Below are 24,331 nucleotides of genomic sequence, written 5' to 3'. Positions count from 1 at the left end.
TTGTGCGTGATCCTTGGCCTATTCGATCAGATTCGAGCATCTGATGCCACCGACTCTCGGCCGCCGAGCCCGTCGGCGACGTTCGCCGGGCGTTCACCCGGGCGTCCCGCCGCTCCGGTGGCCGCCTCCGCGGCCCGGTGTTACGTTCGCCACGAGCGGGTCGCAGACGTCGGATGACAGGCCGGCGCTCCCCGTCCACCCCAGGAGGATGCATGTCCCGGATGCCGCTGCGCCGGCTCGTGACGAGGGTCGCCGTGGGCGCCCTCGCGCTCGCCGCCCCCGTCGCCCTGACGCCCGCCCCGGCGTCGGCCGCCGCCCCCGACCTGTTCTTCTCCGAGTACGTCGAGGGGTCGAGCAACAACAAGGCGCTCGAGATCTACAACGCCACCGGCGCTCCGGTCGACCTCGGCGCGGGCGGCTACGCCGTGGCGATGTACTTCAACGGCTCGAGCACCGCCGGGACGACGGTCCCCCTCTCGGGCACCGTCGCCGACGGGGACGTCTTCGTCCTCGCCGACGACGACGCCGGCGACGCCATCGGCGCGGTCGCCGACCAGGAGTCCTCGAGCAGCTTCTTCAACGGCGACGACGCCGTGGTGCTGACCAAGGGCGGCTCGGTGCTCGACGTCGTGGGCCGCATCGGAGAGGACCCGGGCTCGCAGTGGGGCACCGGGGTCACCTCGACCCAGGACAACACCCTGCGGCGGATGGCGCAGGTCTGCAGCGGTGACAGCGACGGCACGGACGCCTTCGACCCCGCACAGCAGTGGGAGGGCTTCGCCCAGGACACCGTCGACGGCCTCGGCACGCACACCGCCGAGTGCGGGGGCGGCCCGGTGGAGGACGCCGCCCCGAGCGTCGTCTCGACCACCCCGGCCGACGGCGGCACCGCGACGCCGACGCAGACGCTGGGCGTCACCTTCTCCGAGCCGGTCGACCTCGCCGACGGTGCGGTCGGCTTGTCGTGCACCGAGAGCGGGGACGCCGCCGTCACGGTGACCGGCGGGCCGAGCACCTACGAGGTGGACCCGGCCGAGGACCTGGCCACCGGTCAGAGCTGCACGCTTACCGTGGCCGCCGACGGGGTCACCGACGTCGACACGCTCGACCCGCCGGACACGATGGCCGGCGACGTCGCGGTCACCTTCTCGGTGGCCACGGCGTGCGAGGCGGACTACACGCCCGTCTACGACATCCAGGGCAGCGGCACCAGCGCCGCGGTCACCGGCCCGGTGACCACCGAGGGCGTCGTCGTCGCGGACTACGAGGGGCCGAGCCCCGCCCTGCGCGGCTTCTACCTCCAGGACCTCGAGGGTGACGCAGACCCGGCGACCTCCGACGGCATCTTCGTCTTCAACGGCACCGCCGACTCGGTCGAGGCCGGTGACGTCGTGCGCGTCACCGGCACCGCCGGGGAGTACCAGGGCCAGACGCAGGTCTCCTCGGTCTCCTCGGTCGAGGCCTGCGGGAGCGGGTCGGTCGAGCCGACCGAGGTGACCCTCCCGCTCGCCGGCCCGGACGACCTCGAGCGCTACGAGGGGATGCTCGTCACCTTCCCGCAGGAGCTGTCGGTGACCGAGCACTACCTGCTCGGCCGCTTCGGGCAGGTGACCCTCTCCTCCGGCGGGCGGCTGCAGCAGCCGACGAACGTCGTCGAGCCCGGGCCGGAGGCGAACGCCCTCCAGGCCCGCAACGACCTCAACCAGGTCATCCTCGACGACACCCTGCAGAGCCAGAACCCCGACCCGGTGATCTGGGGACGGGGTGGGCAGCCGCTCACCGCGGAGAACACCCTGCGCGGCGGGGACACGACGACCGGGGCGACGGGCATCCTCACCTACACCTGGGGCGGCAGCTCGGCGAGCCCCAACGCCTACCGGCTGCGGCCGCTGAACCGCAGCGGCGAGGGCATCGAGTTCGAGGCGAAGAACCCCCGCCCGAGCACGCCCACCGACGTCGGCGGTGACGTCCAGGTCGTCGGGATGAACCTGCTCAACTACTTCACCACGCTCGACGACGGCTCGGCGGACGCCTGCCGTGGCGGTGTCGAGGGTGCGCCGATGGAGTGCCGGGGTGCGGAGACCCAGGAGGAGCTGGAGCGGCAGACGGCCAAGACCGTCGCCGCGATCACCGCGATGGACGCGGACGTCTACGGCGTCAACGAGATCGAGAACGACGGCTACGGCCAGGGCAGTGCCATCGCCTACCTCGTCGACCGACTCAACGAGGCGACCGCCCCGGGGACGTACGCGTTCGTCGACGTCGACGCCCGGACCGGTCAGACCGACGCGCTCGGCGACGACGCGATCAAGGTCGGCCTCCTCTACAAGCCCGGCTCCGTGACGCCGGTGGGCGACACCGCCGCCCTGAACACCGAGGAGTTCGTCACCGGAGGGGACAGCTCGCCGCGCAACCGGCCCTCCCTCGCCCAGGCGTGGCGGGTGGACGCGACCGGCGGTGTGTTCGTCACCGACGTCAACCACCTGAAGTCCAAGGGCTCGGAGTGCGAGACATCGGACACCGGGGACGGGCAGGGCAACTGCGCCGTCGTGCGGACCAACGCCGTGCGGACGCTGCTCGACTGGCTCGGCACCGACCCGACGGGCACCGGTGACGACGACGTCCTGCTCATCGGCGACTACAACTCCTACGCCAAGGAGACCCCGATCCGCACGCTCGAGGACGGTGGCTACACCAACCTCGTGGCCGCCTACCAGGGCGAGGACGCCTACTCCTACGTCTTCGACGGCCAGTGGGGCTACCTCGACCAGGCCCTCGGGTCGGCCTCCCTCGTGGGGCAGGTGACCGGCGTCGCGGACTACCACATCAACGCCGACGAGCCCTCGGTCCTGGACTACAACACGAACTACAAGTCGCCCGAGCAGCTCGACTCGCTCTACGCCCCCGACCAGTACCGGGTCTCCGACCACGACCCGGTGGTCGTCGGGCTCAGCCCCCGCGGGCCCCTCGCGGCCGGTGCCGCGTTCGCCGACGGCTCCGTCGCCTGCGGGCGGGGCAACGCCTCGCTCACGGTGACCGTCGAGGGCTCGGACGCCGCGACGGTGGAGGTCGACTGGGGCGACGGGTCGGTGAGCACCCGCGAGGACGTCACGGGTGAGGTGACCCTCGGGCACACCTACCGCAGCGCCGGCCGGCACACGGCGACCGTGACGGTCACCGACGACGAGGGTCGCACGACGACCACGACGGCCGAGGTCGTCGTCGAGTACCGGCTCGACGTCGTGCCGGGCGGTCGGCACCCGCTGACCCTGCCGCGGGGCGTCCACATCCCCGTGGTCGCGCTCGTGCGGGACTGCGACGGTCGTCCGGTCCGCGGCGGTGCCGCCCCCGAGGTCACGCTGACCGGGCCCGACGGGGAGCAGGTGTACTCCGGGACGATGTCCTCGGTCCTCGTCGCCTGGCTCGACACGGTGCCCACCCGGGGTCTGCCCCGGGGCACCTACGAGCTGACCGTGACCCTGCCGGAGACCGGGCAGTCCAGCAGCCGGTCGGTCCGGCTGCGCTGAGGACGCCGGCGTCGGCGGCTCAGGGGACGAGGACGACCCGGCCGTCGGCGCTGCCGTCCGCCACCCGCGCCCACGCCTCGGCGCAGGCGGTGAGCGGGTGCACCTCGTGGCGCACCGTGAGCCGGCCCGCGGCCGCGTGCTCGAGCACGGTCGCCAGGACCCCGGCACGGCGCCGTGCCGACAGGGCGGCGTTCGTGTAGCCGAGGACGGCGGCGCTGTGGCTGCGCAGCGCTGCGGAGCCGACGGACAGGGCCGGGCCGGCGCTGCTGCCGAGGTTGACGAGCCGGCCCCCCTCGGAGAGCACCGCCGCCGCGGCGGTCCCGGGTACGCCCGCGAGCGGGTCGACGACGACGTCCACCCCGCCGGGACAGGCCGCGCCCAGCGCTTCCGTGAGCTCCTCGGCGCGCTCGCCGGCGGTGAGCGGGACGACGACGTCGGCCCCGGCGGCGACCGCCGCGTCCCGGGCGCGTGCCGAGCGGGCGGCGGCGACCACCCGTCCGGCCCCGAGCAGCCGCGCGGCCTGGACGGCCACCTGGCCGACCACCCCACCGGCCCCGAGGACGAGGACGGTCTCTCCCGGGACCAGCCCGGCCCGGCCCTCGAGCACCTCCCACGCGGCGACCGCGGAGAGCCCGAGCGCGGCGACGAGCGGGTCGGGGCAGCCCGGGTCGAGCGGGACGACGTCCTCCACGCGGCAGCGGGCCCGCTCGGCGAGCGAGCCGTCGCCGGGTGCCATGCCGGCGCTCGAGGCGAACCACACCCGTGCTCCCGGCAGGGCGCCCGGACCCTCGAGGACGACCCCGACCCCCTGCACGCCGGGCACGTAGGGCAGGGCCGGCGCCCCGAAGTAGGAGGTGCCGCCCGCGCAGAGCAGGTCCAGCGGCGTGACCGGGGCCGCGGTGACGCCGACGAGCACCTCGCCGGCCCCGGGCGGTGGCTCCGGGCGGCGCACGAGCCGGGGCGGGTCGCCGTGGGCGGCGAGGACGGCGGCGCGCACGGTCAGGTCGCGATGTCGGGGTAGGGCAGCGCGATGTGCGCCAGCGCCTCGGCGTACCCCCGTTGGTAGGACATCGGCTCGGGGTGGTCGCGCTCGAAGAGGGCGATGAAGAGGGTCAGGGTGAGGAACGGGTGGGCACCCATCCCGAAGAGCGCGACATGGTCGTGCTCGCGCAGCGCGCGGCGCTCCTCGTCGGTGAAGGCCAGCCAGGTGCTGCGCTCGTCGTCGATGCAGCCGAGGATCCGGTTGGCCTGGGTCTCCTCCCACCAGGTGACCGTGGCCTCGGGCTCGGTGCGGTAGCGCTCGACGAGCTCGGGGTCCCGGTCGACGGTGAAGAGGAACTTGTTCAGCAGGTACTTGCTCATGCCAGCGCTCCCTCGGGGTACCAGGTGAAGTACGCCTCCATGGTGTGGAACAGGTCGAGGCTGTCGACGTGGTCGGCCCGCACCCCGTCGCCGGCGACGCCCATCATCAGCATGAAGTCCATGAAGCCGTGGGTCGCGTTGCCGGGGGCGTGCAGGCTCTCCAGGGTCACCTCGCCGAGGCAGCCGGTGAGGTCGCCGCTGGCGATCCAGTCCACGGCCTTGCGGTCGAACTCCGGGTCCGGGCCGTGGGGGCCGAACTGCCGGGGGCCGCCGAGCTCGAGGGAGAGGTGGCCGGTGCCGATGATCGCCACCCGCTGGTCGCTCGGCCAGGACTCCACGAGGGCCCGCAGGGTGCGGCCGAGCTCGACGAACCGGCTGGGCTGCGGCAGCGGCGGGGCGAAGATGTTCGTGTAGACCGGCACGATCGGCAGGTCGGCCTCGGGCCGCAGGGTGATGATCGGGCAGGTCACCGAGTGGTCGATCCGCAGCTCGTTGCTGAAGGCGAGGTCGAAGCCGGAGTCGAGCCCGCCGCGCAGGATGTGCGAGGAGAGCTCCTCGTGCCCCTCGAGGCGCAGCCGCGGTAGGCCGAACTCGCGCTCCTCGTTGTACCAGTTGGCGTCGTAGACAGGTGCCTTGCCGACGAGGAACTGCGGCATGTTGTCCAGCCACAGCTGGTGGAAGTGGTCGCTGCCGACCATGACGAGCACGTCCGGCCGGGCCCGGGTCAGGGTCTCGCGGAAGCGCTCGATCTTCGCGACCCACTCGTCGGCGAACGGCGGACGGTCCTCGCCCACGGCGGTGCTCGCGCGGTAGTAGAAGGGGTGGTGTGTCGAGGCGATGACGGCGACGACCTGCGCCATTGCGGGTCTCCTTTGCGGGAAGGGTCAGGACCGGGGGTCGACGTACTCGGCGGCCCGGTCGACGGTGAGGTAGGCGTCCATGCCGATCGGCCGGCGGCGCTCCTCGGCGAGCTGGCCGAGCAGGCCGGCACAGCGGGCCAGGAGGGCGAAGCCGCGCAGCATCTCGACCGGCAGCCCGAGGTCGGCGAGGGCGGCACCGCACACCCCGGCGCCGTTGAGCGGCAGCCGGCGGCCGAGGACCTGCTCGTGGACCCGCCCGACGGCCTCGAACAGCTGCAGGTGCGGGCCGTACTGCCCCTCCTCGCGCGCGATGCCGACGAGGACGGGGGTGCGCGGGTCGCCCTGCTTGTGCACCGGGTGCCCGAGGCCGGGCACGTAGCGCCCGGCGGCCCGGGCGCGCCGCACGGCCTCGAGAGCGACGGCGTCCCAGCCGGCGTCGTCGGTGGGCTGCTCCTCGAGGTCGTCGAGGACGGCGTGCAGGAAGGCGCCGCAGTCCTCGGTGACCCCGAGGAAGCGCGAGCCGCCACCGAGCAGGCCCGCGGCCAGCGCCCCCTGCAGGGAGTCCGGGGCGGAGAGGTAGGTCAGCCGGGCCGCGATCGCCGTGGGCGTGAACCCGTGGTCGGCGAGGGCGACGAGCACGGCCTCGAAGACCCGCACCTCGCCCGGCGTGGGCCGGCGCATCGCGACGAGCCAGAAGGCGAGCTCGCCGAACCCCACCGACCCCATGAGGTCGCCGGTGAGGTCCTGGCCGAGAAGGCGGATCTCGTCCTCGCTCGAGGTGCCGAGGGAGGTGGGGAAGGTCGTCATCGCGGCTCCTCCTGCGTGGCCGGGTGGGGCGGGGCAGCGAGCCACCGGCGCAGCTCGGCGCCGTGCTCGTCGAGGGCGGGTGGCGGCAGGTCGTAGCGGGCCTGGCTGTCCGAGAAGCGGATCGGGTTGCGGACCGACGGCACTGCCGCGTCGCCCTCGCCGACGACGACGACCGGGTCGAGGCCGACCTCCTCGGCGAAGCGCACGCCGCCGTCCACGGTGTTGATCGGGCCGCACGGCACGCCGGCCGCGATGATGTCGCGGAACCACTCCATCGCGGTACGGGTCCGCAGGCACTCGACGAGCAGCGGCCGCAGGGCCTCCCGGTTGGCCGTGCGGTCCTCGTTGCGGGCGAAGCGCGGGTCGTCGGCGAGCTCGGGCACCCCGAGCACCTCGACGAGCCGGCGGAACTGGGTGTTGTTGCCGGCGGTGACGATGAGGTCGCGGTCGGCGCAGGGCAGCGGCTCGTAGGGGAAGAGGCTCGGGTGGCTGTTGCCCATCCGGTGCGGGACGACGCCTCCCGCGACGAACGCGCTGGACTGGTTGACGAGGCCGGAGAGTGCCGAGGAGAGCAGGTTGACCTCGACGTGCTGGCCGCGGCCGCTCTCGTGCCGCGCGTTGAGGGCGGCGAGCGTCCCGATCGTCGCGTGCAGCCCGGCCATGACGTCGAAGACCGAGATGCCGGCACGGAACGGCGGGCCCTCGGGGTCGCCGGTGAGGCTCATGAGCCCGGAGATGGCCTGGACGATGAGGTCGTAGCCCGGCAGGTCCCGCCCGCCGGGCCCGCTGCCGAAGCCGCTGATCGAGGCGTAGACCACGCCCGGGTTGGTCTGCGCAACGGTCTCGTAGTCCAGGCCGAAGCGCGCCAGCCCGCCCGGCTTGAAGTTCTCCAGGAGCACGTCGGCGCGGCGGGCGAGCTCCTGGGCGAGGGCGCGGTCCCCGTCGTCCTTGAGGTCGAGGGCGACCGAGCGCTTGTTGCGGTTGACCCCGAGGTAGTAGGTCGAGACCCCGTCGCGGACCGGGGGGCTCCACGTGCGGGTGTCGTCCCCGCCGGGGGACTCGACCTTGACCACCTCGGCGCCGAGGTCGGCGAGGAGCATCGAGGCGTAGGGCCCGGCGAGGATGCGGGAGAAGTCGGCGACGAGGAGCCCCGAGAGCGGTCCACCGCTCGTACCCATCGCTGACCTCCTCGTCGGCGCCGTATACGGACAGGTGTCCGCTGGCTGTTGGTCCGCCGATCCTCGCCGCTGTGACGGCTGCTGTCAAGGCATCCGGGCGAGACTGCGACCCCGACCCTTGACAGTCGGCGGCCGCGCGGGGGACAGTGAGTGCGGCGTGGTGTCCGCTGAGCGGACGGACGTCCGACCGATCAACGACGATGGGAGAGACGATGGCTCACACCGAGGTGGCCGACGCGCCGGCCGTGCTGTTCCGCGGGGGGACGGTGCTGACGATGGACGACGCGCACACCGTGCTCACCGGGGCCGACGTCCTCGTCGTCGGTGACCGGGTCGCCGAGGTCGGTCCCGGCCTCACCGGCCCCGAGGGGACGCTCGAGGTCGACGCCGCCGGCGGCATCGTCATGCCGGGCATGGTCGACACCCACCGACACATGTGGCAGACGGCGATGCGTGGGTACGGCGCGGACTGGACGCTCACCCAGTACTTCGTCTGGTACTACCTCGAGAGCGGCAGGCACTTCCGGCCCGAGGACGTCCACACCGGCAACCTCCTCTCCGCGTGGGAGTCGCTCGAGGCCGGCGTGACGACGACCGTCGACTGGTCGCACGGCCTGCAGAGCATCGACCACGCCGAGGCGGCGGTCGACGCGCTCGCCGCCGTGCCGGGGCGCTTCGTGCTCGCCTACGGCAACATCCAGGCCGGCCCGTGGGAGTGGACCGCCGACCCGGCGCTGCGCGGGTTCCTCGACCGGCGCCGCGGCGACCTCTACGGCTGGCAGCTCGCCTTCGACGTCACCGGCGACCCCTCCTTCCCCGAGAAGGCCGCCTTCGAGGCCGCCCGCGAGCTCGGGCTGCCGGTCACGACGCACGCCGGTGTGTGGGGCGCGACCAACGACGACGGCATCCGGCTGATGACCGAGGCCGGGTTCGCCGACGAGTCCACCGTCTACGTGCACGCGGCCACCCTCTCGACCGACAGCTACCACCGGATCGCGGCCACCGGCGGCTCGGTGTCGGTGTCGACCGAGTCCGAGCAGAGCGCCGGCCAGGGCTACCCGCCCACCTGGCAGGTCCGCAAGCACGACATCCCGGTCTCGCTGTCGATGGACACGAGCGTGTGGTGGAGCGGGGACCTCTTCTCGGCGATGCGCACGACGCTCGGCGCGGACCGCTCCCGGGAGCACCTCGAGGCGCACGCCGTCGGCGACACCGTGACCAACGTCCACCTGCGCGCCGAGCAGGTGGTCGACTGGGCCACCCGAGGCGGCTCCCGGGCGCTCGGCACCGACGAGCTCGGCCGCCTGACGCCCGGCGCCAAGGCCGACGTCGTCCTCCTGCGCAACGACCGCTCCCCGGTGTCCTTCCCGCTGCTCAACCCCTACGGCCACGTCGCGTTCCAGGCCCAGCGCGGCGACGTGCACACGGTCCTCGTCGACGGCCGGGTCGTCAAGCACGAGGGCGAGCTCGTCGGGGTCGACCTGGCCGACCTGCGCCGCCGGGCCGACGCCACCGTCGAGCACCTGCGCTCGGTCATGGGCGAGGACGCCTGGGTGGCCGGGATGAACCCCGCCATGCCGGACGCCGACGACAAGGTGCTCGACAACCCGTACCAGTACACCGACTTCCGCACCGACACCACGCTCGCCCGGGGCAGCATCTTCGGCGAGCCAGGGGCCGGCGAGGGGTGAGGGTGCCGGCCCGCGCGTAGGGTCGGGTCGACCCCGGAGGCTCGCGGACGGAAGGAGACGGCGGTGGCCGGTCGTGGTCGGGGACCCGACTTCGTCGAGGCGCTCGCGCGCGGCCTCGACGTCATCACCTGCTTCGACGCGGCGCACCCTCGCCGGTCGCTGAGCGAGGTCGCCGCCGCGACGGGCCTGGCCCGGCCGACCGCGCGGCGGCTCCTGCTCACCCTCGAAGAGCTCGGGCACGTCCGCCAGGTCGGCGGTGACTTCGAGCTCACCGCCCGGGTGATGTCGCTGGGGTCGGCGTACGTCGCCTCGCTCGGGCTGTGGCAGATCGCGCGCCCCCGGATGGAGCACCTCGTCGCCCAGACCGGGGAGTCCTCCTCGATGGCCCAGCTCGACGGCTCGGACATCGTCTACGTCGCCCGGGTCGCGGTACCGAAGATCATCGCCCTGCGGGTCGAGATCGGCACCCACTTCCCGGCGCCGCCCACCTCGCAGGGAAAGGTCCTGCTCGCGGCCCTCTCCGGGGCCGAGCTCGACGCCGTCCTCGACCGGCCGAGCCGCTCGGCCGTCGCGCCCCGGACCCGGTGGGAGCGACCGGCGCTCGACGCCGAGCTGCGCACGGTGCGGGCCCGCGGGTGGGCGCTGGCGGACGAGGAGCTCGCCCCGGGGGTGCGCTCGGTCGCGGTGCCGGTGCGCGACGGGACCGGTGCCGTCCGGGCCGCGATGAACGTCACCGTGCACGCAGCGGAGACCTCCACCGAGACGCTGGTCGAGAAGCACCTGCCGCTGCTGCAGCGCGCGGCCGGTGAGGTGAGCGCTGACTGGGCGACCTGGCAGGCCCGCCCCTACGCCGAGCTCGGGGCCGGCGCGGGCGCCTGAGCATCGACGCCGGCCGCCGAGGGGGACCGCGCCGCCGGGGCTCAGCTGCCGACGGGGACGAGGTGGGCCGCGCCGATGGCGCCCGCCCACTCACCGAGCTCGGCCCGCACCACCTCGAGCGCCGGGTCGGGGACCCGGGCGGTGAGCGCGGCGCGCAGCGGGTCGAGCAGCACCGGCCCGGCCTCGGCCATCCCCCCGCCGACGACGACCCGGCGGGTGCCGGCCGCCGCGACCACCGGGGCGAGCGCCCCGGCGAGCGTGTCGACGGCCGCGTGCCAGATCTGCGACGCGAGGGGGTCGGCGCCACCGACCGCCTCGGCCACCGCGCGGGCGTCGCCCTCGCGCCCGGCCGCCTGCCAGCGGCGGGCGACCGCCCGGGCGCCGACCACCGTCTCGAGGCAGCCGCGGCGGCCACACCCGCACTCCAGACCGTCGGGGTCGACGCGCACGTGGCCGAGCTCGCCGGACCACGTCGTGCCGTGGACCACCCGCCCCCCGCTCATCAGGGCGATGGCGACGCCGGTGCCGAGCGGCACGAACAGCACGTCGTCGACGCCGCGCGCCGCGCCGAGCAGGTGCTCACCGAGCAGCCCGGCCCGCACGTCGTGCCCGATGACCACGTCGGTCCCGACGGCACGGGCCACGGTGGCCCGCAGGTCGAGGTCGGCCCAGCCGAGGTTGGCCGCCCACACCCCCACCCCGGCGACCTCGTCGACGAGCCCCGGGACGACGACCCCGACCCGCTGCGGCCTCGGCAGCGAGGGGTCGGCGGCGACGAGCCGCTCGACCGCCTGCGCGACGACCTCCCCGACCCGGGCGCCGACGTCCGCCGGGGTCGGCTCGACGTGCCGGCCCACGACGCCGGCCCCCTGGCGCAGCACGACCTTGACCCGGGTGCCGCCGATGTCGACCCCGGCGGTCACCGGGACCGACGGCGTCACGGCGTCCTGCGGGGACGGGTGCTCCGCCGTGGACTCGTGGACGTCGAACACGGGGGCTCCTGCGCGATTGCGATGGAATGGGCGGCTGATCGAGCATAGACGCACCGGCAATGCGCGCTCGCACCCTACGATGGCCCGGTGAGCGACGAGGCGAACGGCACCCGCACGCCGACGTCGCGCTGGGCGGTCGTCCTCGACCTCCTCGCGACCCGGGGGCGGCTGACCGTCGCCGAGACCGCGCGCGAGCTCGGGGTCTCCGAGGCGACGGTGCGCCGCGACTTCGCCGAGCTGGCCCGGCGCCAGCTCGCGACCCGCCACCACGGCGGGGTCGTCGCCACGGCGGTCTCCTACGAGCTGCCCTACCGCTACCGCTCCTCGCAGACCGACGACGAGCTCGAGCGGATCGCCGCCCGGGCGGGCGGCCTCGTGCGCCCGGGAGAGGTCGTCGTCCTCAACGGCGGTACGACCACCACCGCGGCGGCGCGCGCGATCACCGCCCGCGAGGACCTCGCCGGGGCGGGCGGCGAGCGGCTCACCCTCGTGACGAACGCCCTGAACATCGCCGCGGAGGCGGTCCTGCGCCCCCACGTGCAGTGCGTCTCGCTCGGTGGCGTGGCCCGGCCGGAGTCCTACGAGGTGAGCGGCCCGCTGGCCCTGCAGGTCCTCACCGGCCTGTGGTTCGACGTCGCCGTCGTCGGGGTCAACGCGCTCTCCGCGGCGGAGGGCGCGACCTGCCGCTTCGAGGACGAGGCGGCGGTCGTGCGCAGCATGGTCGAGCGCTCGCGCCGGGTGGTCCTCGTCGCCGGCGGCGACAAGCTGGGGGCGCGCACGTTCGCGGCGATCTGCCCCGCGGAGCGGATCACGACGCTCGTCACCTCCGCGCCCGAGGGCCACGAGGAGGTCCGGGCGCTGCGGGCCCGCGGCGTGGACGTCGTCTGCGTCTGAACCGCGCTCGGGCGCCGCAGACACCCCGACACGGTGACGAATGATGCGCAAACGTGACCGCTTGCACGTTCTATCGCGCACAATCATGCGCACCTGTACAGTGACGTCTTCGGACGGAGCGCACGGCCGCGGCCCGGACGGGGGCCGCAGCACACCGGGCGACCGGCTTCTCCACGAGGAGTGAGATGAGCACCACGCGACGACACACCATCCTGGGCGCGACCGCGGCGGGCGGCGCCCTGCTCCTGACCGCCTGCGGCGGCGGCACCGGGGCCGACCAGGCCGGTGGCGGGGGTGACGACGCCGAGAAGGCGACGACGATCACCCTGATGGCGGCGGAGTACTCCAAGGACAACACCAAGGCGTTCTGGGACGCCTTCGCCGACGAGTACAAGAGCACGTACGGCTACACCCTCGACGTCAACGTCGTCAGCTGGGACAACATCGACCAGCAGTCCTCGACGATGATCCAGAACAACCAGCCGCCGGACATCCTCAACCTCAACGCCTACGCCAGCTACGCCAAGGACGGGCTGCTCTACGACAGCGACGAGGTCCTGCCGGACGAGGCCAAGTCCGACATCCTCCCGACGTTCGTCCAGTACGGCACCTACGACGGGAAGTTCTACGGCTTCCCCGACCTAGCGAGCGCCCGGGCGCTGTTCTACAACACGAGCCTCTTCTCGAAGGCCGGCATCGCCAACCCGCCGACGACGTGGGAGGAGCTCGAGGCGGACGCGCAGAAGATCACCGACGGCGGCGACGTCGGCTACGCCATGCCGCTCGGCCCGGAGGAGTCCCAGGGCGAGTTCTCCATGTGGCTGTTCAACAACGGCGGTGACTGGAAGACCGACGGCAGCTGGGCGATCAACTCCGAGCAGAACGTCGAGACCCTGACCTTCATGAAGAAGCTCGCGGACGAGGGCGTCACCCAGGCCAACCCGGCCCGCACCAACCGGGCCGACGCCTTCGACCTGTTCGCCTCCGGCAAGGCCGGGATGGTCGTCGGCTTCAGCCCGCTCGCGGCGTCGCTCGACGAGGACGGCACGGTCGACTACGCCGTGGCGCCGTTCCCGAGCAACGACGGGACCGAGAGCAAGACCTTCGGGGTCACCGACTACCTCATGGCCTTCAAGAAGTCCGGCAACCAGGACGCCGTCAAGGCGTTCTACGAGCTGTACTACTCCAAGGACCAGATCAACACGTTCATCGAGAAGGAGGGCTTCCTCCCGGTGACCCAGTCCGGCCTGGAGTACTTCCAGAAGGACGACAAGCTCAAGGTCTACCTCGACACCCTGCCGAACGCCCGCCTCACCCCGACCGACGACCCGACGTGGGACAAGATCAAGCTCGCCGTCCAGCAGAACCTCGGCTCGGCGATGACGGGTGACCCGCAGGAGACGCTCGACAAGCTGCAGCAGACCGCGGAGTCGGAGGGCTGAGCCAGGTGACCACCACCGGCGACGTCCAGGCGCCGTCGTCGGGCCGCGCCACCCCCGGTGGACCCCGCCCGCGCCGGCGGCGGTCCACCGGGATCGGCCGGGTCAGCACGCCCGTCGCGCTGCTCTGGCTCGCGCCGGCCATCGCGCTCATCGTCGGCGTCGTGCTCTTCCCGGCGGTCATGCTCTTCCGGGCCTCGCGCTCGGAGTACTCGATCACCGGGCTCTACCTCGGCAGCGCGGGGTGGGAGAACTACAGCAAGGTCCTCTCCTACCCCGACCTGCCGGTGGTGCTGAAGAACACCCTCGTGTGGGTCGTCGCGGTCGTCGCCTTCACCATCGTCATCTCACTGGCGCTGGCGCAGCTGCTCGTCAAGGACTTCCCCGGCCGGCGCTTCGTGCGGTGGGCGGTCATCGTCCCGTGGGCGGCCTCCCTCGTCATCACCAGCCAGCTGTTCGTCCTGCTCTACGACTACAACTACGGCCTGGTCAACCACGTCCTGCTCGGGCTGCACGTCATCGACACCCCGATCAGCTTCCTCGGGGACGACCGCTTCACGATGGCCTCGATGGTCGTCGTCGGGGTGTTCGTGTCGCTGCCGTTCACGACGTTCGTCTTCATCGCCGGCCTGAACGCCATCCCGACCGACGTCATGGAGGCGGCCGAGGTCGACGGCGCCTCCCCGTGGCAGCGGTGGCGGCGGATCACCCTGCCGCTGCTGCGCCCGGCGATGCTCATCGCCACCGTCCTGAACACGATCTACGTGTTCAACAGCTTCCCGATCATCTACACGCTCAACGACCGCAACCCGGGCTTCGGGCACGACACCCTCATCACGTTCATGTACAAGCTCGCGTTCAAGAGCCAGGAGAAGGACGTCGGGATGTCCGCCGCGACGGGCGTCATCAATGTGCTGATCATCCTCGTCGTCGTGCTCGTCTACCTCAAGGTCGTCAACTGGCGGGAGGAGACGCGATGACCCGCACCCGCCGCCCCCGACTCGTCGCCTTCGGCGCGGCCGTCGTGGCCGTCGTCTTCCTCGCGCCCTACCTCGTCATGGTGCTCGACAGCCTGCGCACGAGCACCGACGTCAAGACGACGCCGCCCTCCTTCCTGCCGCGGGTGTGGCAGTGGGACACCTACGCGACGGTGCTCGGCGACGGCCGTTTCCCGCACTGGCTGTTCACCTCGCTCGTCATCTCGCTCGGGGCGACGGCGGTGGTCATCCTCGTCGCCATCCCCGCGGCGTTCATGACCGCGCGCCACCACTTCCCCGGGCGCCGGCTCTTCCTCCTCGTCGTCCTCATCACCCAGATGTTCGCGCCGACCTCGCTCGTCGTCGGGCTGTACCGGCAGTTCTTCGAGCTCAACATGATCAACACCTACGGCGCGCTGATCATCACCAACGCGGCGTTCAACCTGGCGTTCGCGATCTGGATCCTCCACGGGTTCTTCAGCTCGATCCCGCTCGAGGTGGAGGAGGCCGCGGCGCTCGACGGCGTCGGGCGGTTCGGGATGCTCCGGCGGATCATGCTGCCGCTGACGCTGCCGGGGCTCGTCACCGCGACGATCTTCACCTTCATCGCCGCCTGGAACGAGTACGTCGTGGCGCTGACCCTGATGATCGACGACGACAAGAAGCCGCTGACGGTGGGCTTCCGCTCCTACGTCACCGGCTACGAGCAGAACTGGGACCAGCTGTTCGCCGCCTCGGTCATCGCCGTCGTGCCCGTCGTCATCCTCTTCGCGCTCATCGAGAAGCACCTCGTCGGCGGCCTGACCGCCGGCTCCGTCAAGTAACACCCGCCCCACCCCCACCGGAAGACCTCTCCCGGTGGGGTCAGGGTCGCTGGGCCCTGCTGATCTCGCTGGTCCGAGGTGCTGTGGCGCCGGGGTTGGGCGAGGTCGACGGTGCTGGGCGAGTGGCGCAGGGGTGGGAGAGGTCTTCCGGTGGGCCGGTGGGCCGGTGGGCCGGCGGGGTGGCGGGGTGTGGGGCGGTCAGGGGGCGAGGGCGGGCAGCAGGGTCGCGCCGAGGGCCCAGGTCGCGGCGGCGCACACGAGCGCGAAGGTGAGCAGCCACAGCGGCCGGGGCAGGTGGGTGAGGCGGGCGAGCACCGCGGCGTCGCTGTGCAGGTCGCGGCTGCCGGCGACCGCGGCGAGGTGGCGCCAGGCGCCGACGACGAGGACGATGCCGGTGCCGACGAGCACCTGGGCGTGCAGCTGCCGCGACCCGGACCACCACAGCCAGCCGGCCAGGGCGCCGACGGCCAGGACGACCGCGACCGTGAGCAGCGACCGGGAGCGCACGAGCGCCAGGGCGAGCACGAGCAGGACCACCCCGAGCACCGTCGGTGCCCACCCGCGCACCCCGAGCCACGCGAGCACGGCCCCGACGACGGCGGGCGCCGGGTAGCCCGCCCACGTCGTGGCCGCCCGGCCGGGTCCACTCGCCCGTCCCACGGTGACCGCCTGGCCGGACATGTCGCCCCGCAGGACGAAGCCGGTGAACCGGCGCCCCACGGCGAGGCCGACGACGGCGTGCCCGAGCTCGTGCACGAGGGTCACCCCGAGCCGGAGCACTCCCCACACCGGCCCGACGGCGACGGCCACGAGCGACCCCGCGAGCACGACGAGCAGCGCCCGGCCACCGAGGAGCACCGGGTCCGCCGGCTGCAGCCGCTCCCAGAGGGCACCGAGGTCCACGACCGGGACCGTAGCGAGCGCACCTGTGGCCCCGTGCACCGGTGACGGGGGATTCGGTAGCGTCGGTCGGTGTGAACGGGCTCGTCGACATCCACTGCCACGGCGCGGCCGGGGCCGAGTACGGGTCGAGCATCGAGGGGAGCCGCACGGCGTCGGCCCTCCACGCGGAGGCGGGCGTCGAGCGGCGCGTCGCCAGCCTGGTCTCGGCGCCCTTCGCCCGGCTCGTCGAGCAGGTGGGCACCCTCGCACCGCTCGTCGCGGACGGCACGCTCGAGGGCATCCACCTCGAGGGCCCCTTCCTCGCGATGGGGCGCCGCGGCGCCCACGACCCCGCCGCCCTCGCCGACCCCGACCCCGCCCTCGTCGAGCGGCTCGCCGAGGCCGCCGCCCTCGGGGGCGCGCCGGACGCCCTGCGGCAGATGACCTTTGCACCCGAGCGGCCCGGCGCTGCCGCCCTGGTGCGCGCACTGGTCGAGCACGGCGTGCGACCTGCGGTGGGGCACACCGAGGCCGACGCCGCGACGACGGCGCGGACGCTCGCCGAGGTCGCCGACCTGCAGAACGCCCCCGCGCTGGTCACCCACCTGTTCAACGGGATGGCGCCGATGCACCACCGCGCCGGCGGGCCGGTCGCCGTCGCGCTGACCGCCGCGGCCCGCGGGGAGGCCGTCGTCGAGCTCATCACCGACGGGGTCCACGTGTCGGCGGAGGTCGTGCGGATGGTCTTCGAGACCGTCGGGCCCGGAGCCATCGCGCTCGTGTCCGACGCGATGGCCGCCACCGGACTCGGGGACGGCCGCTACCGCCTCGGCGGCCTCGAGGTCGAGGTCACCGACGGCACGGCCCGCACGACCGACACCGGCTCGATCGCCGGGAGCACCTCGACCCTCGCCGACTGCGTGCGCTGGGCCACCGAGGTCGCCGGCCTGCCGGAGGAGGATGTCCGTACCGCCGCGACGACCACGCCGCTGCGCGCCCTCGGCCTGACGCCGTGACTTCCCGCGCGAGCCGCCGGCCGGCTCCGACACCGACCACCAAGAGAGGGAGGACCCGATGAGAGCCCAGGACCTCGTCGAGCAGGTGCCCACCGTGACGCGGCAGACGACCGGAGCGGAGGCGGCGCGGGTCGTCGCCGAGTACCGGCTCTCGGCCGTCGTCGTCGCCGACGAGTCCGGGCGGCCCATCGCGGTCATCCCCGGCAGCCAGCTCTTCGGGCTCGTCCTGCCCCGCTGGGTGCGCGACGACCGCACGCTCGTGCACGCCTACGACGAGAAGGGCGCGGACGAGATCTGCGAGCGCCTCAACGAGGCGACCATCGGCGACCTCCTCGACGACGAGAAGCTCACCGCCTCCAAGCCTCCCTCGGTGCTGCCCGAGGACACCCTCCTCGAGATCGCCTCGGCGATGGACGACGCCCACACCCCGATGCTGCTCGTCGAGGACAAGGAGGGCACCTACTACGGCGCGCTGACGATGTCGCGCGTGCTCGCCGCCATCGCGACCGCGGCCGGCCAGGACAGCGACCTCATCCGGCGCCGGCTGGAGAAGGACATCATCCTGCGCGGCACGCCCGAGCAGTCCGGCCCGACCCGCGAGGCGCCATGAGCCTCACCGCGGTCCTCGCCGTCGTCGTCTTCGCCGGTGCCTACGTCCTCATCGCCAGCGAGAAGGTCAACCGCACCGCGGTGGCCCTCGGGGGCGCCGCCCTCATGGTCGTCCTCGGGGTGGTGCGCGGCAAGGACGTCTTCTTCTCGGAGGAGACCGGCGTCGACTGGAACGTCATCTTCCTGCTCCTCGGGATGATGATCATCGTCAGCATCCTGCGCCAGACCGGCGTCTTCGAGTTCGTCGCGATCTGGGCGGCGCAGAAGGCCAAGGCGCGCCCGTTCCGGATGATGGTGCTGCTCGTCGTCATCACGGCCCTCGCCTCGGCCCTGCTCGACAACGTGACGACCGTGCTGCTCGTCGCACCGGTCACCCTGCTGCTGTGCGAGCGGCTCGCCCTCGCCCCGGTCCCCTTCCTGCTCGCCGAGGCGATGGCGAGCAACATCGGCGGTGCCGCCACCCTCATCGGTGACCCGCCGAACATCATCATCGCCAGCCGGGCCGGGCTGACCTTCAACGACTTCCTCGTCCACCTGGCGCCCATCGTCCTCGTCCTGCTCGTCGCCTTCGTCGGGCTGGCCTGGCTGCTGTGGGGCCGGCGGCTGCGCTACAACGGCGAGCGCGCCGAGGCGGTCATGCAGCTGACCCCGGGCGAGACGATCAGCGACCACCGGCTCCTGCGCCGGATGCTCGTCGTCCTCGGGCTGGTGCTGCTCGGCTTCCTCACCCACAGCCTCACGCACCTGGAGCCCTCGCTCGTCGCCCTGCTCGGCGCGGGCGCCGCCGTACTCGTCTCGCGGCTGCCCTCGGAGGACTTCCTCGCCGACGTCGAGTGGGAGACGCTGCTGTTCTTCGCCGGGCTGTTCGTCATGGTCGGCGCACTCGTCAACGCCGGGGTCATCCACGAGCTGGCCCAGAGCCTCACCGACACCATCGGCGACAACTACCTCGTCGCCAGCCAGGGCGTCCTCGTCGGCTCCGCGGTGCTCTCCGGCATCGTCGACAACATCCCCTACGTCGCGACGATGTCGCCGATCGTCCACGACCTCGTCGGCGCGGGCGGCGACCTGCCCCCCGGCCAGCAGTCGCTGTGGTGGGCGCTCGCCCTCGGTGCCGACCTCGGGGGCAACGCGACCGCGATCGGGGCGAGCGCCAACGTCGTCGTCACGGGCATCGCGCGGCGCAACGAACACCCGATCTCGTTCTGGACGTTCACCAAGTACGGCCTGGTCGTCACCGCGGTGACGGTGGGGCTGTGCGTGCCCTACGTCTGGCTGCGCTACTTCGTCCTGGCCTGAGGAGGCGCCGTGCTGTCAGCGTTCGCCGTGCTGCTGTGCTCCACGGCGCTGCTCGCGTGGCTCAACGAGCGCTTCCTGCGGATCCCGACGACCGTCGGCGTCACCCTGGCCGCGGCGCTCGCCTCGACCGTCCTCGTCGTCCTCGACGCGTTCGGCATCGGGGTGGGGCTGCGCGAGGCGGTCGAGTCGATCCTGGAGACCCTGGACTTCAGCGAGTTCGTCCTCGACGGCATCCTCTCCATCCTGCTCTTCGCCGGCGCGCTCGGCCTCGACGCGCGGCGGATGCTGCGGCAGCGGGTCAGCATCCTCACCCTCGCCGTCCTCGGCACGCTCATCAGCACCGTCCTCATCGGGCTCGGGTCGTGGTCGGTGCTCGCACTGCTCGGGGCCGGGATCCCGCTGGCCTGGGCGCTGCTCTTCGGCGCCCTCATCAGCCCGACCGACCCGGTGGCCATCCTCGACCTGCTCAAGCGGGCGCGGGTGCCCGAACGGCTGCGCCACCTCATCGCCGGGGAGTCGCTGTTCAACGACGGCATCGGCGTCGTCCTCTTCGTCGTCATCGGCGGCGCGGTCGGGGTGGGGGCGCACGGGAGCGAGGACCCGACGGTCGCGAGCGTCGCCCTCGTCTTCCTGCGCGAGGCGGTCGGGGGCATGCTCTTCGGGCTCGTGCTCGGCTGGGTCGGGTACACGCTGTGCCGCACGATCGACGGGCACGTCGTCGAGGTGATCCTCACCCTGGCGATGGTCGTCGGGGGCTACTCCGGGGCCGTGGCCCTGGGGCTGTCGGGGCCGCTCGCGATGGTCATCGCGGGGCTGGTGATGTCGGCCGGCAAGGACGCCGCGTTCCACGGGGAGACCCGCCACCACGTCGAGGGGTTCTGGGAGACTCTCGACCAGGTGCTCAACATCCTCCTCTTCGCGTTCATCGGCTTCGACGTCCTCCTCGCCGACTCCTCGCCCTCGCTGCTCCTGGCCGGGCTCGCCATCGTCGCCGTGACGCTGGTCGCCCGGCTGGTCTCGACCGGCATCCCGATGCTGCTCGTCAGACGGCGCGACGGCTACGGGCCGTGGACGGTCCGGCTGCTCACCTGGGGCGGCCTGCGTGGTGGGATCGCGATCTCCCTGGCCCTGGGCCTGCCGTCGGTGGAGGAGCGTCCGGCGATCGTCACGGCGACGTACGTCGTGGTCCTCTTCACGATCGCCGTGCAGGGCCTCACGGTGGGCCCGGTGATCCGGCGGGCGGCCGCGGCCCTGCCGGCCGGCCCCGCCGGTGCCAGCGCTTCCTCGCCCTCCTGAGCCGCCGGCCCGCCGACGGGCAGCCGCGGGAGGAGCACGGGCACGCAGCGGCCCACGGGGCGCGCGCCCGCCGCGTGCCTACAGTGGGGCATGCACTCGCTGCCGATCTTCCCGCTCGGCGGCGTCCTGCTGCCTGGTGGCCGGATGCCGCTGCAGCTGTTCGAGCCCCGCTACCTCGCGCTGGCCCAGCGGCTCGCCGCCGAGCCGGAACAGGAGCGCCGCTTCGGCATCGTCCGGATCCGCCAGGGCCACGAGGTCGGGGAGGGTGCGGCCACCGAGCTGCACGAGGTGGGCTGTGAGGCGGTCGCCGACGCCATGGCGCTGGCGCAGGCGGGCGCCGGTGCCGTGGTCCACCTCGTGGCCCGCGGAGCGCGCCGCTTCCGCCTCGAGGGTCTCGACGAGGACGCGGGCACCCCGTACCTGACCGGGCGGGTGTCCTGGCTCCGGGAGGGCGGCGAGGACGACCACGGCCTGGACGAGCTGTGCTCCAGGGTGCTGCGGGCCCACGCGCGCTACCTGGATGCGGTCGGAGCCGGAGCGGACCCCGTGGAGGCCAGGCCCGGGCAGCTCGCCTACCGGGTCGTCGAGCGGATGGTCCTCGACCCGGTCGACCAGCAGCGGGTGCTCGAGGGCCCGGACGCGGCGGACCGGCTCCGCAGGGTGCTGACGCTGCTCGCGCGCGAGACCGCGATCGTCGAGCGGTTCGGGGCGCTGCCGACGCCACCGGACCCCGGCGGCGCCTCGCTCAGCTGACCCTCGCGTAGGGTCGCGGCATGGACCTCGCCCACCTCCAGGAGGTCATCGAGCGCACCTACGGGGAGCGCGACCGCGCCCGCGGCGTGCCGTCCACCGTCGCGTGGCTGGCCGAGGAGGTCGGCGAGCTGGCCCAGGCGGTGCGCAAGGGGACGCATGCCCAGCGGGAGCACGAGTTCGCCGACGTCGTCGCCTGGGTCGCCTCGCTCGCGAACCAGACCGGCGTCGACCTGGAGCTCGCGCTGGCCCGCTACCGCGAGGGCTGCCCCCGGTGCGGCGGGATGCCCTGCCACTGCCCCTGACCGGTCGCGCTCAGCCGGTCGGCAGGGTGGCGGCGAGGAAGGCCTCGGTCGCCGTCCATGCCCGGGCGCTCGACGCGGGGTCGTGGTTGACGAAGTCGTCGTTGTCGAAGGCGTGGTCGGCGCCGGGGAAGGTGAGGAACTCGACCTGGCCGGTGCCGGAGGTGACGCTGCCCCGGATGCGCTCGACCTGGTCCATCGGGATGTAGGAGTCGGCCTCGCCGAAGACGTGCAGCGACGGCGTCGAGACCGCCGGGACGACGTCGACGAGCTGGGGCAGTGCCGAGCCGTAGTAGGACACGAGCGCGTCGGCGGGCTCCTCGGCGACCGTGGCGTACCCGAGGCCACCGCCGAAGCAGAAGCCCACGACTCCGACGCCGCCCTCGACCTCGGGGCGCTCGCGCAGCGCACGCAGCACCGCCGTGGCGTCCTCCACGGCGGTGTCCCAGTCGAGCCGGCCGACGACGTCCATCGCCTGCTCGAGCATCGACGGCCCGGCGGGCACCTCGCCCACCCCGACCCGCCAGAAGATCTCGGGCGCCAGGACGACGTAGCCGAGCTGTGCGAGGTCTTCGGCCCGTCGGCGGATGTAGGCGCTCACCCCGAAGATCTCCTGGAGCAGGAGGATGCCCGGGCCGCGGCCCGAGGCCGGCAGCCAGCGGTGGACGGGGAGGTCGCCACCGTCCACGGGGAGGTCGATGCGGTCGCTCATGACGCCCAGTATGTCCGCCGGGCGCCCACGGCCCTGGCCGAGCTCCTTCCTGTCGGGAAACTGTTCGCCCCCGTTCGCGCCGGGTGCTCGCTCGCGCGCAGACCCACGCCGGCCGGGCGCTCCCCAATGTCACTACCGGGCCGAATGCCTGTCCCAGAATGGACAAGGGCTTCTCGAGAATGTCGTGGGTGGAGGGGCTCTTCGACAGGCGGGGCGCCCCGTCCGGGTATGCGTCGCGGGCCGGTTCGTCGCGGAAATCCGTCCTGACCTGGGGGTTCTGTGGTCTGCCCGGCCGGGGCGCGCGACGCTCTTGTCCTTCGTTGTCATCGGCGGCCGGATCCGCGCCGCCGGTTCCGTGGCGCATTCTCCCCGGGTTGGCTTCCTGCAGCGGAAATGCCTCGCTACCACCGGTCCTCGGTCCGTGGACAATTTCCGCAATGGGGTCGAAATGCGCCCGCGGGTGTGTTTTCGTGGACGGGACGAGAACCGCCGAGGTCAGAGGGAGGTGGCAGCCGATGTCTCTGACGCGCTGGAGAGGTCTGCCGGTCCGGCTGCTCCTCGCTGCCGGCTTCGCGGCCGCGTGCTGGGTGCTGCTGTCGCCGTCGGCGCATGCCGAGGACCGCCCCGTCGCCCACCTGCTCGACCGCGTCGCCTCGTCCGCGGACGCCGTGGTACCCGGCGCGACATCCGACGACGCGGAGAGCGCGGCGCCCGTCCGCGAGACGGTGGAGCGCGCGTCCTCCGCCGGGCGCGAGGCCGTGTCACGGACGGCGACCCGGGTGAACCACACCACTCAGCAGGCAGCCCGCGCGGTGACCACCACCGTCGAGCGGACGACCGACACCGTCGCTGCGGCGGCACCCGCGGCCTCCCCGGTCCTCGACCGGGTCGACGGCCTCGCCGCCGACGCCACGGGAGTGGTCGAGACGACGACCGAGCGCGTCACCTCCACCGTCACCGACACGGTCGACCGCGCTCTCGACTCCGGCCGTGGAGGCGTCCCGGCCGACCCGGTGGCCCCTCCGTCGGCACCGTCGGGCCCCACCACCGGGTCACCGGCCCCGGGAGTGGCCGAGAAGCCGGGGACCGCCACGCGCGCCGCGACGGCCGATGCCGGGTCCGCCGCCGCGCAGCTCCGAGCCCGCCAGCTCGCCGACCGTCGTGCGGCCCGCGTGGAGGACGCGACCGCGACCTCCGGCCCGGCGGTGGGCGCCACCGTGGCGCCGGCGAGCGTCCTCACCGAGACCGCGACCATGCTCGTCGCGGCGCTCCCCACGATCCCCAGGGCTCCCGAGCCCCTGCACCCGCTGCCGTACCTCGTGTCGGCGGCGTTCGCGGGAGCCCTGGCCTTCTTCGGCGGGCGCGGTGACCGCGCCGGCAGCACCGTTGGTGTGCTGCCGGCGCGGGCCGCCCTGCCGTCCGCCGCCGCGGAGGCGGTCCGTGCGTTCCTGCGGGGCCCGGCCCGAGCACCGGCCCTCGCCCCCGGTACGAGTCCCGACTGAGTGGTGCCCGACGCCCGATGAGCCTCCCGGCTCGGGCGCACGGCTCTCTCCCCGCGTTCTTGCGGGGCCCCTCACCAGTCAGGAAGGACTACAGACATGCATGCATACGTGCGCAGAGGGCTCCAGGCAGCCCTCCTCGTGGGCGGCGGGCTCCTGTTCGCCGCACCGGCCTGGGCCGACGACACCACGTCCGGCACCGACAGCCTCCTCGGAGGCGACCAGGTCATCTCGGCGGTCACCGCGCCGGTGACGGTCTCGGGTAACTCCGTCTCGGTTCTCGGGGACTCGGAGTCGTCGTCGGCGCAGACGGGGACGGGTTCTGGGTCGGGTTCGGCGCAGGGCTCGTCGTCCTCGACGAGCACCGATGGAGATGACTCGGTGGCCGGCGGGAACCAGGTCGAGGCGCCGGTCACCGCGCCGGTGACGGTCTCGGGTAACTCCGTCTCGGTTCTCGGGGACTCGGAGTCGTCGTCGGCGCAGACGGGGACGGGTTCTGGGTCGGGTTCGGCGCAGGGCTCGTCGTCCTCGACGAG

23 protein-coding genes are annotated in these 24,331 nt (G+C 73.3%); 15 read left to right on the top strand and 8 right to left on the bottom strand.

What is annotated here, in order from left to right; all coding sequences use genetic code 11:
* The first annotated feature begins 212 nt into the window (after nucleotides 1–212).
* Complete coding sequence (locus G8D98_RS13195) at nucleotides 213–3,527, top strand: ExeM/NucH family extracellular endonuclease (RefSeq protein WP_187566670.1); 3,315 nt, start codon at nucleotides 213–215, stop codon at nucleotides 3,525–3,527.
* 19 nt (nucleotides 3,528–3,546) lie between these two features.
* Here the strand turns inward: G8D98_RS13195 and G8D98_RS13190 are convergent, their stop codons facing one another.
* The 5 genes from G8D98_RS13190 to G8D98_RS13170 are packed head-to-tail and all read right to left on the bottom strand — an operon-like array spanning nucleotide 3,547 to nucleotide 7,734.
* Entirely contained in the window at nucleotides 3,547–4,524 is a 978-nt protein-coding gene (locus G8D98_RS13190; RefSeq protein WP_166104225.1) for a quinone oxidoreductase family protein, read from the bottom strand.
* A gap of 2 nt (nucleotides 4,525–4,526) precedes the next feature.
* A complete protein-coding gene (locus G8D98_RS13185) occupies nucleotides 4,527–4,889 on the bottom strand; it encodes a hypothetical protein (RefSeq protein ID WP_166104223.1) in 363 nt (120 codons plus the stop codon).
* Entirely contained in the window at nucleotides 4,886–5,749 is an 864-nt protein-coding gene (locus G8D98_RS13180; RefSeq protein ID WP_166104220.1) for a DODA-type extradiol aromatic ring-opening family dioxygenase, read from the bottom strand. The genes G8D98_RS13185 and G8D98_RS13180 overlap by 4 nt, the downstream gene beginning before the upstream one ends.
* Nucleotides 5,750–5,773: 24 nt before the next feature.
* On the bottom strand, nucleotides 5,774–6,556 hold the full coding sequence (locus G8D98_RS13175; protein WP_166104217.1) for a citryl-CoA lyase: 783 nt from the start codon (nucleotides 6,554–6,556) through the stop codon (nucleotides 5,774–5,776).
* Entirely contained in the window at nucleotides 6,553–7,734 is a 1,182-nt protein-coding gene (locus G8D98_RS13170; RefSeq protein ID WP_166104214.1) for a CaiB/BaiF CoA transferase family protein, read from the bottom strand. Before G8D98_RS13170 ends, G8D98_RS13175 begins: the two co-directional genes overlap by 4 nt.
* Before the next feature lie 212 nt (nucleotides 7,735–7,946).
* Here G8D98_RS13170 and G8D98_RS13165 point away from each other — a divergent pair, with 212 nt between their 5' ends.
* Nucleotides 7,947–9,425 (top strand): amidohydrolase family protein, encoded by a 1,479-nt coding sequence (locus G8D98_RS13165; RefSeq protein WP_166104211.1) that lies wholly within the window; start codon nucleotides 7,947–7,949, stop codon nucleotides 9,423–9,425.
* Nucleotides 9,426–9,488: 63 nt separating this feature from the next.
* Nucleotides 9,489–10,304, top strand: coding sequence for an IclR family transcriptional regulator domain-containing protein (locus tag G8D98_RS13160; protein ID WP_166104209.1), 816 nt, complete (start codon nucleotides 9,489–9,491; stop codon nucleotides 10,302–10,304).
* 41 nt (nucleotides 10,305–10,345) lie between these two features.
* Here G8D98_RS13160 and G8D98_RS13155 read toward each other — a convergent pair whose 3' ends face one another.
* Nucleotides 10,346–11,296, bottom strand: a complete 951-nt coding sequence (locus G8D98_RS13155) for an ROK family protein (protein ID WP_240920868.1) — start codon at nucleotides 11,294–11,296, stop codon at nucleotides 10,346–10,348.
* 87 nt (nucleotides 11,297–11,383) lie between these two features.
* On the opposite strand from G8D98_RS13155, the gene G8D98_RS13150 reads away from it, so the two are divergent.
* The 4 genes from G8D98_RS13150 (at nucleotide 11,384) to G8D98_RS13135 (ending at nucleotide 15,430) form a co-directional block, all read left to right on the top strand.
* The gene (locus tag G8D98_RS13150) at nucleotides 11,384–12,190 is read left to right on the top strand and encodes a DeoR/GlpR family DNA-binding transcription regulator (RefSeq protein ID WP_166104206.1); all 807 of its coding nucleotides are present in this window, start codon (nucleotides 11,384–11,386) and stop codon (nucleotides 12,188–12,190) included.
* A gap of 185 nt (nucleotides 12,191–12,375) precedes the next feature.
* Nucleotides 12,376–13,632, top strand: a complete 1,257-nt coding sequence (locus G8D98_RS13145; RefSeq protein ID WP_166104203.1) for an ABC transporter substrate-binding protein — start codon at nucleotides 12,376–12,378, stop codon at nucleotides 13,630–13,632.
* Nucleotides 13,633–13,637: 5 nt separating this feature from the next.
* On the top strand, nucleotides 13,638–14,609 hold the full coding sequence (locus G8D98_RS13140; protein WP_166104200.1) for a carbohydrate ABC transporter permease: 972 nt from the start codon (nucleotides 13,638–13,640) through the stop codon (nucleotides 14,607–14,609).
* A complete protein-coding gene (locus tag G8D98_RS13135) occupies nucleotides 14,606–15,430 on the top strand; it encodes a carbohydrate ABC transporter permease (RefSeq protein ID WP_166104197.1) in 825 nt (274 codons plus the stop codon). The genes G8D98_RS13140 and G8D98_RS13135 overlap by 4 nt, the downstream gene beginning before the upstream one ends.
* A 198-nt stretch (nucleotides 15,431–15,628) precedes the next feature.
* Here G8D98_RS13135 and G8D98_RS13130 read toward each other — a convergent pair whose 3' ends face one another.
* Nucleotides 15,629–16,333: a M50 family metallopeptidase gene (locus tag G8D98_RS13130; protein WP_166104194.1), complete on the bottom strand. Its 705-nt coding sequence runs from the start codon at nucleotides 16,331–16,333 to the stop codon at nucleotides 15,629–15,631.
* A 71-nt stretch (nucleotides 16,334–16,404) separates the two neighbouring features.
* On the opposite strand from G8D98_RS13130, the gene G8D98_RS13125 reads away from it, so the two are divergent.
* The 6 genes from G8D98_RS13125 (at nucleotide 16,405) to G8D98_RS13100 (ending at nucleotide 21,587) form a co-directional block, all read left to right on the top strand.
* The gene (locus G8D98_RS13125) at nucleotides 16,405–17,328 is read left to right on the top strand and encodes an N-acetylglucosamine-6-phosphate deacetylase (protein WP_229661974.1); all 924 of its coding nucleotides are present in this window, start codon (nucleotides 16,405–16,407) and stop codon (nucleotides 17,326–17,328) included.
* A gap of 58 nt (nucleotides 17,329–17,386) precedes the next feature.
* A complete protein-coding gene (locus G8D98_RS13120) occupies nucleotides 17,387–17,938 on the top strand; it encodes a CBS domain-containing protein (RefSeq protein ID WP_166104189.1) in 552 nt (183 codons plus the stop codon).
* The gene (locus G8D98_RS13115; RefSeq protein ID WP_166104186.1) at nucleotides 17,935–19,236 is read left to right on the top strand and encodes an ArsB/NhaD family transporter; all 1,302 of its coding nucleotides are present in this window, start codon (nucleotides 17,935–17,937) and stop codon (nucleotides 19,234–19,236) included. The genes G8D98_RS13120 and G8D98_RS13115 overlap by 4 nt, the downstream gene beginning before the upstream one ends.
* Before the next feature lie 9 nt (nucleotides 19,237–19,245).
* Nucleotides 19,246–20,532, top strand: a complete 1,287-nt coding sequence (locus G8D98_RS13110) for a cation:proton antiporter (RefSeq protein ID WP_166104183.1) — start codon at nucleotides 19,246–19,248, stop codon at nucleotides 20,530–20,532.
* A gap of 90 nt (nucleotides 20,533–20,622) precedes the next feature.
* Nucleotides 20,623–21,285, top strand: coding sequence for an LON peptidase substrate-binding domain-containing protein (locus G8D98_RS13105; RefSeq protein ID WP_166104178.1), 663 nt, complete (start codon nucleotides 20,623–20,625; stop codon nucleotides 21,283–21,285).
* A 20-nt stretch (nucleotides 21,286–21,305) separates the two neighbouring features.
* Nucleotides 21,306–21,587 (top strand): MazG nucleotide pyrophosphohydrolase domain-containing protein, encoded by a 282-nt coding sequence (locus G8D98_RS13100; RefSeq protein WP_166104175.1) that lies wholly within the window; start codon nucleotides 21,306–21,308, stop codon nucleotides 21,585–21,587.
* Between the two features lie 10 nt (nucleotides 21,588–21,597).
* Here G8D98_RS13100 and G8D98_RS13095 read toward each other — a convergent pair whose 3' ends face one another.
* Entirely contained in the window at nucleotides 21,598–22,296 is a 699-nt protein-coding gene (locus G8D98_RS13095) for a dienelactone hydrolase family protein (protein WP_166104172.1), read from the bottom strand.
* Nucleotides 22,297–22,811: 515 nt separating this feature from the next.
* Here G8D98_RS13095 and G8D98_RS13090 point away from each other — a divergent pair.
* Together G8D98_RS13090 and G8D98_RS15705 are read left to right on the top strand one after the other, a co-directional pair.
* The gene (locus tag G8D98_RS13090) at nucleotides 22,812–23,798 is read left to right on the top strand and encodes a hypothetical protein (RefSeq protein ID WP_166104170.1); all 987 of its coding nucleotides are present in this window, start codon (nucleotides 22,812–22,814) and stop codon (nucleotides 23,796–23,798) included.
* A 96-nt stretch (nucleotides 23,799–23,894) separates the two neighbouring features.
* Nucleotides 23,895–24,331 (top strand): chaplin family protein (locus G8D98_RS15705; RefSeq protein WP_420813551.1); only part of this gene is annotated, 437 nt, incomplete at its 3' end.

This window comes from Phycicoccus endophyticus (assembly GCF_011326735.1).
In the GTDB taxonomy this organism is placed as follows: Bacteria; Actinomycetota; Actinomycetes; order Actinomycetales; family Dermatophilaceae; genus Phycicoccus; species Phycicoccus endophyticus.
The sequence above is the reverse complement of the archived record's forward strand: the minus strand, read 5'-3'. Positions and strand labels throughout refer to the sequence as shown.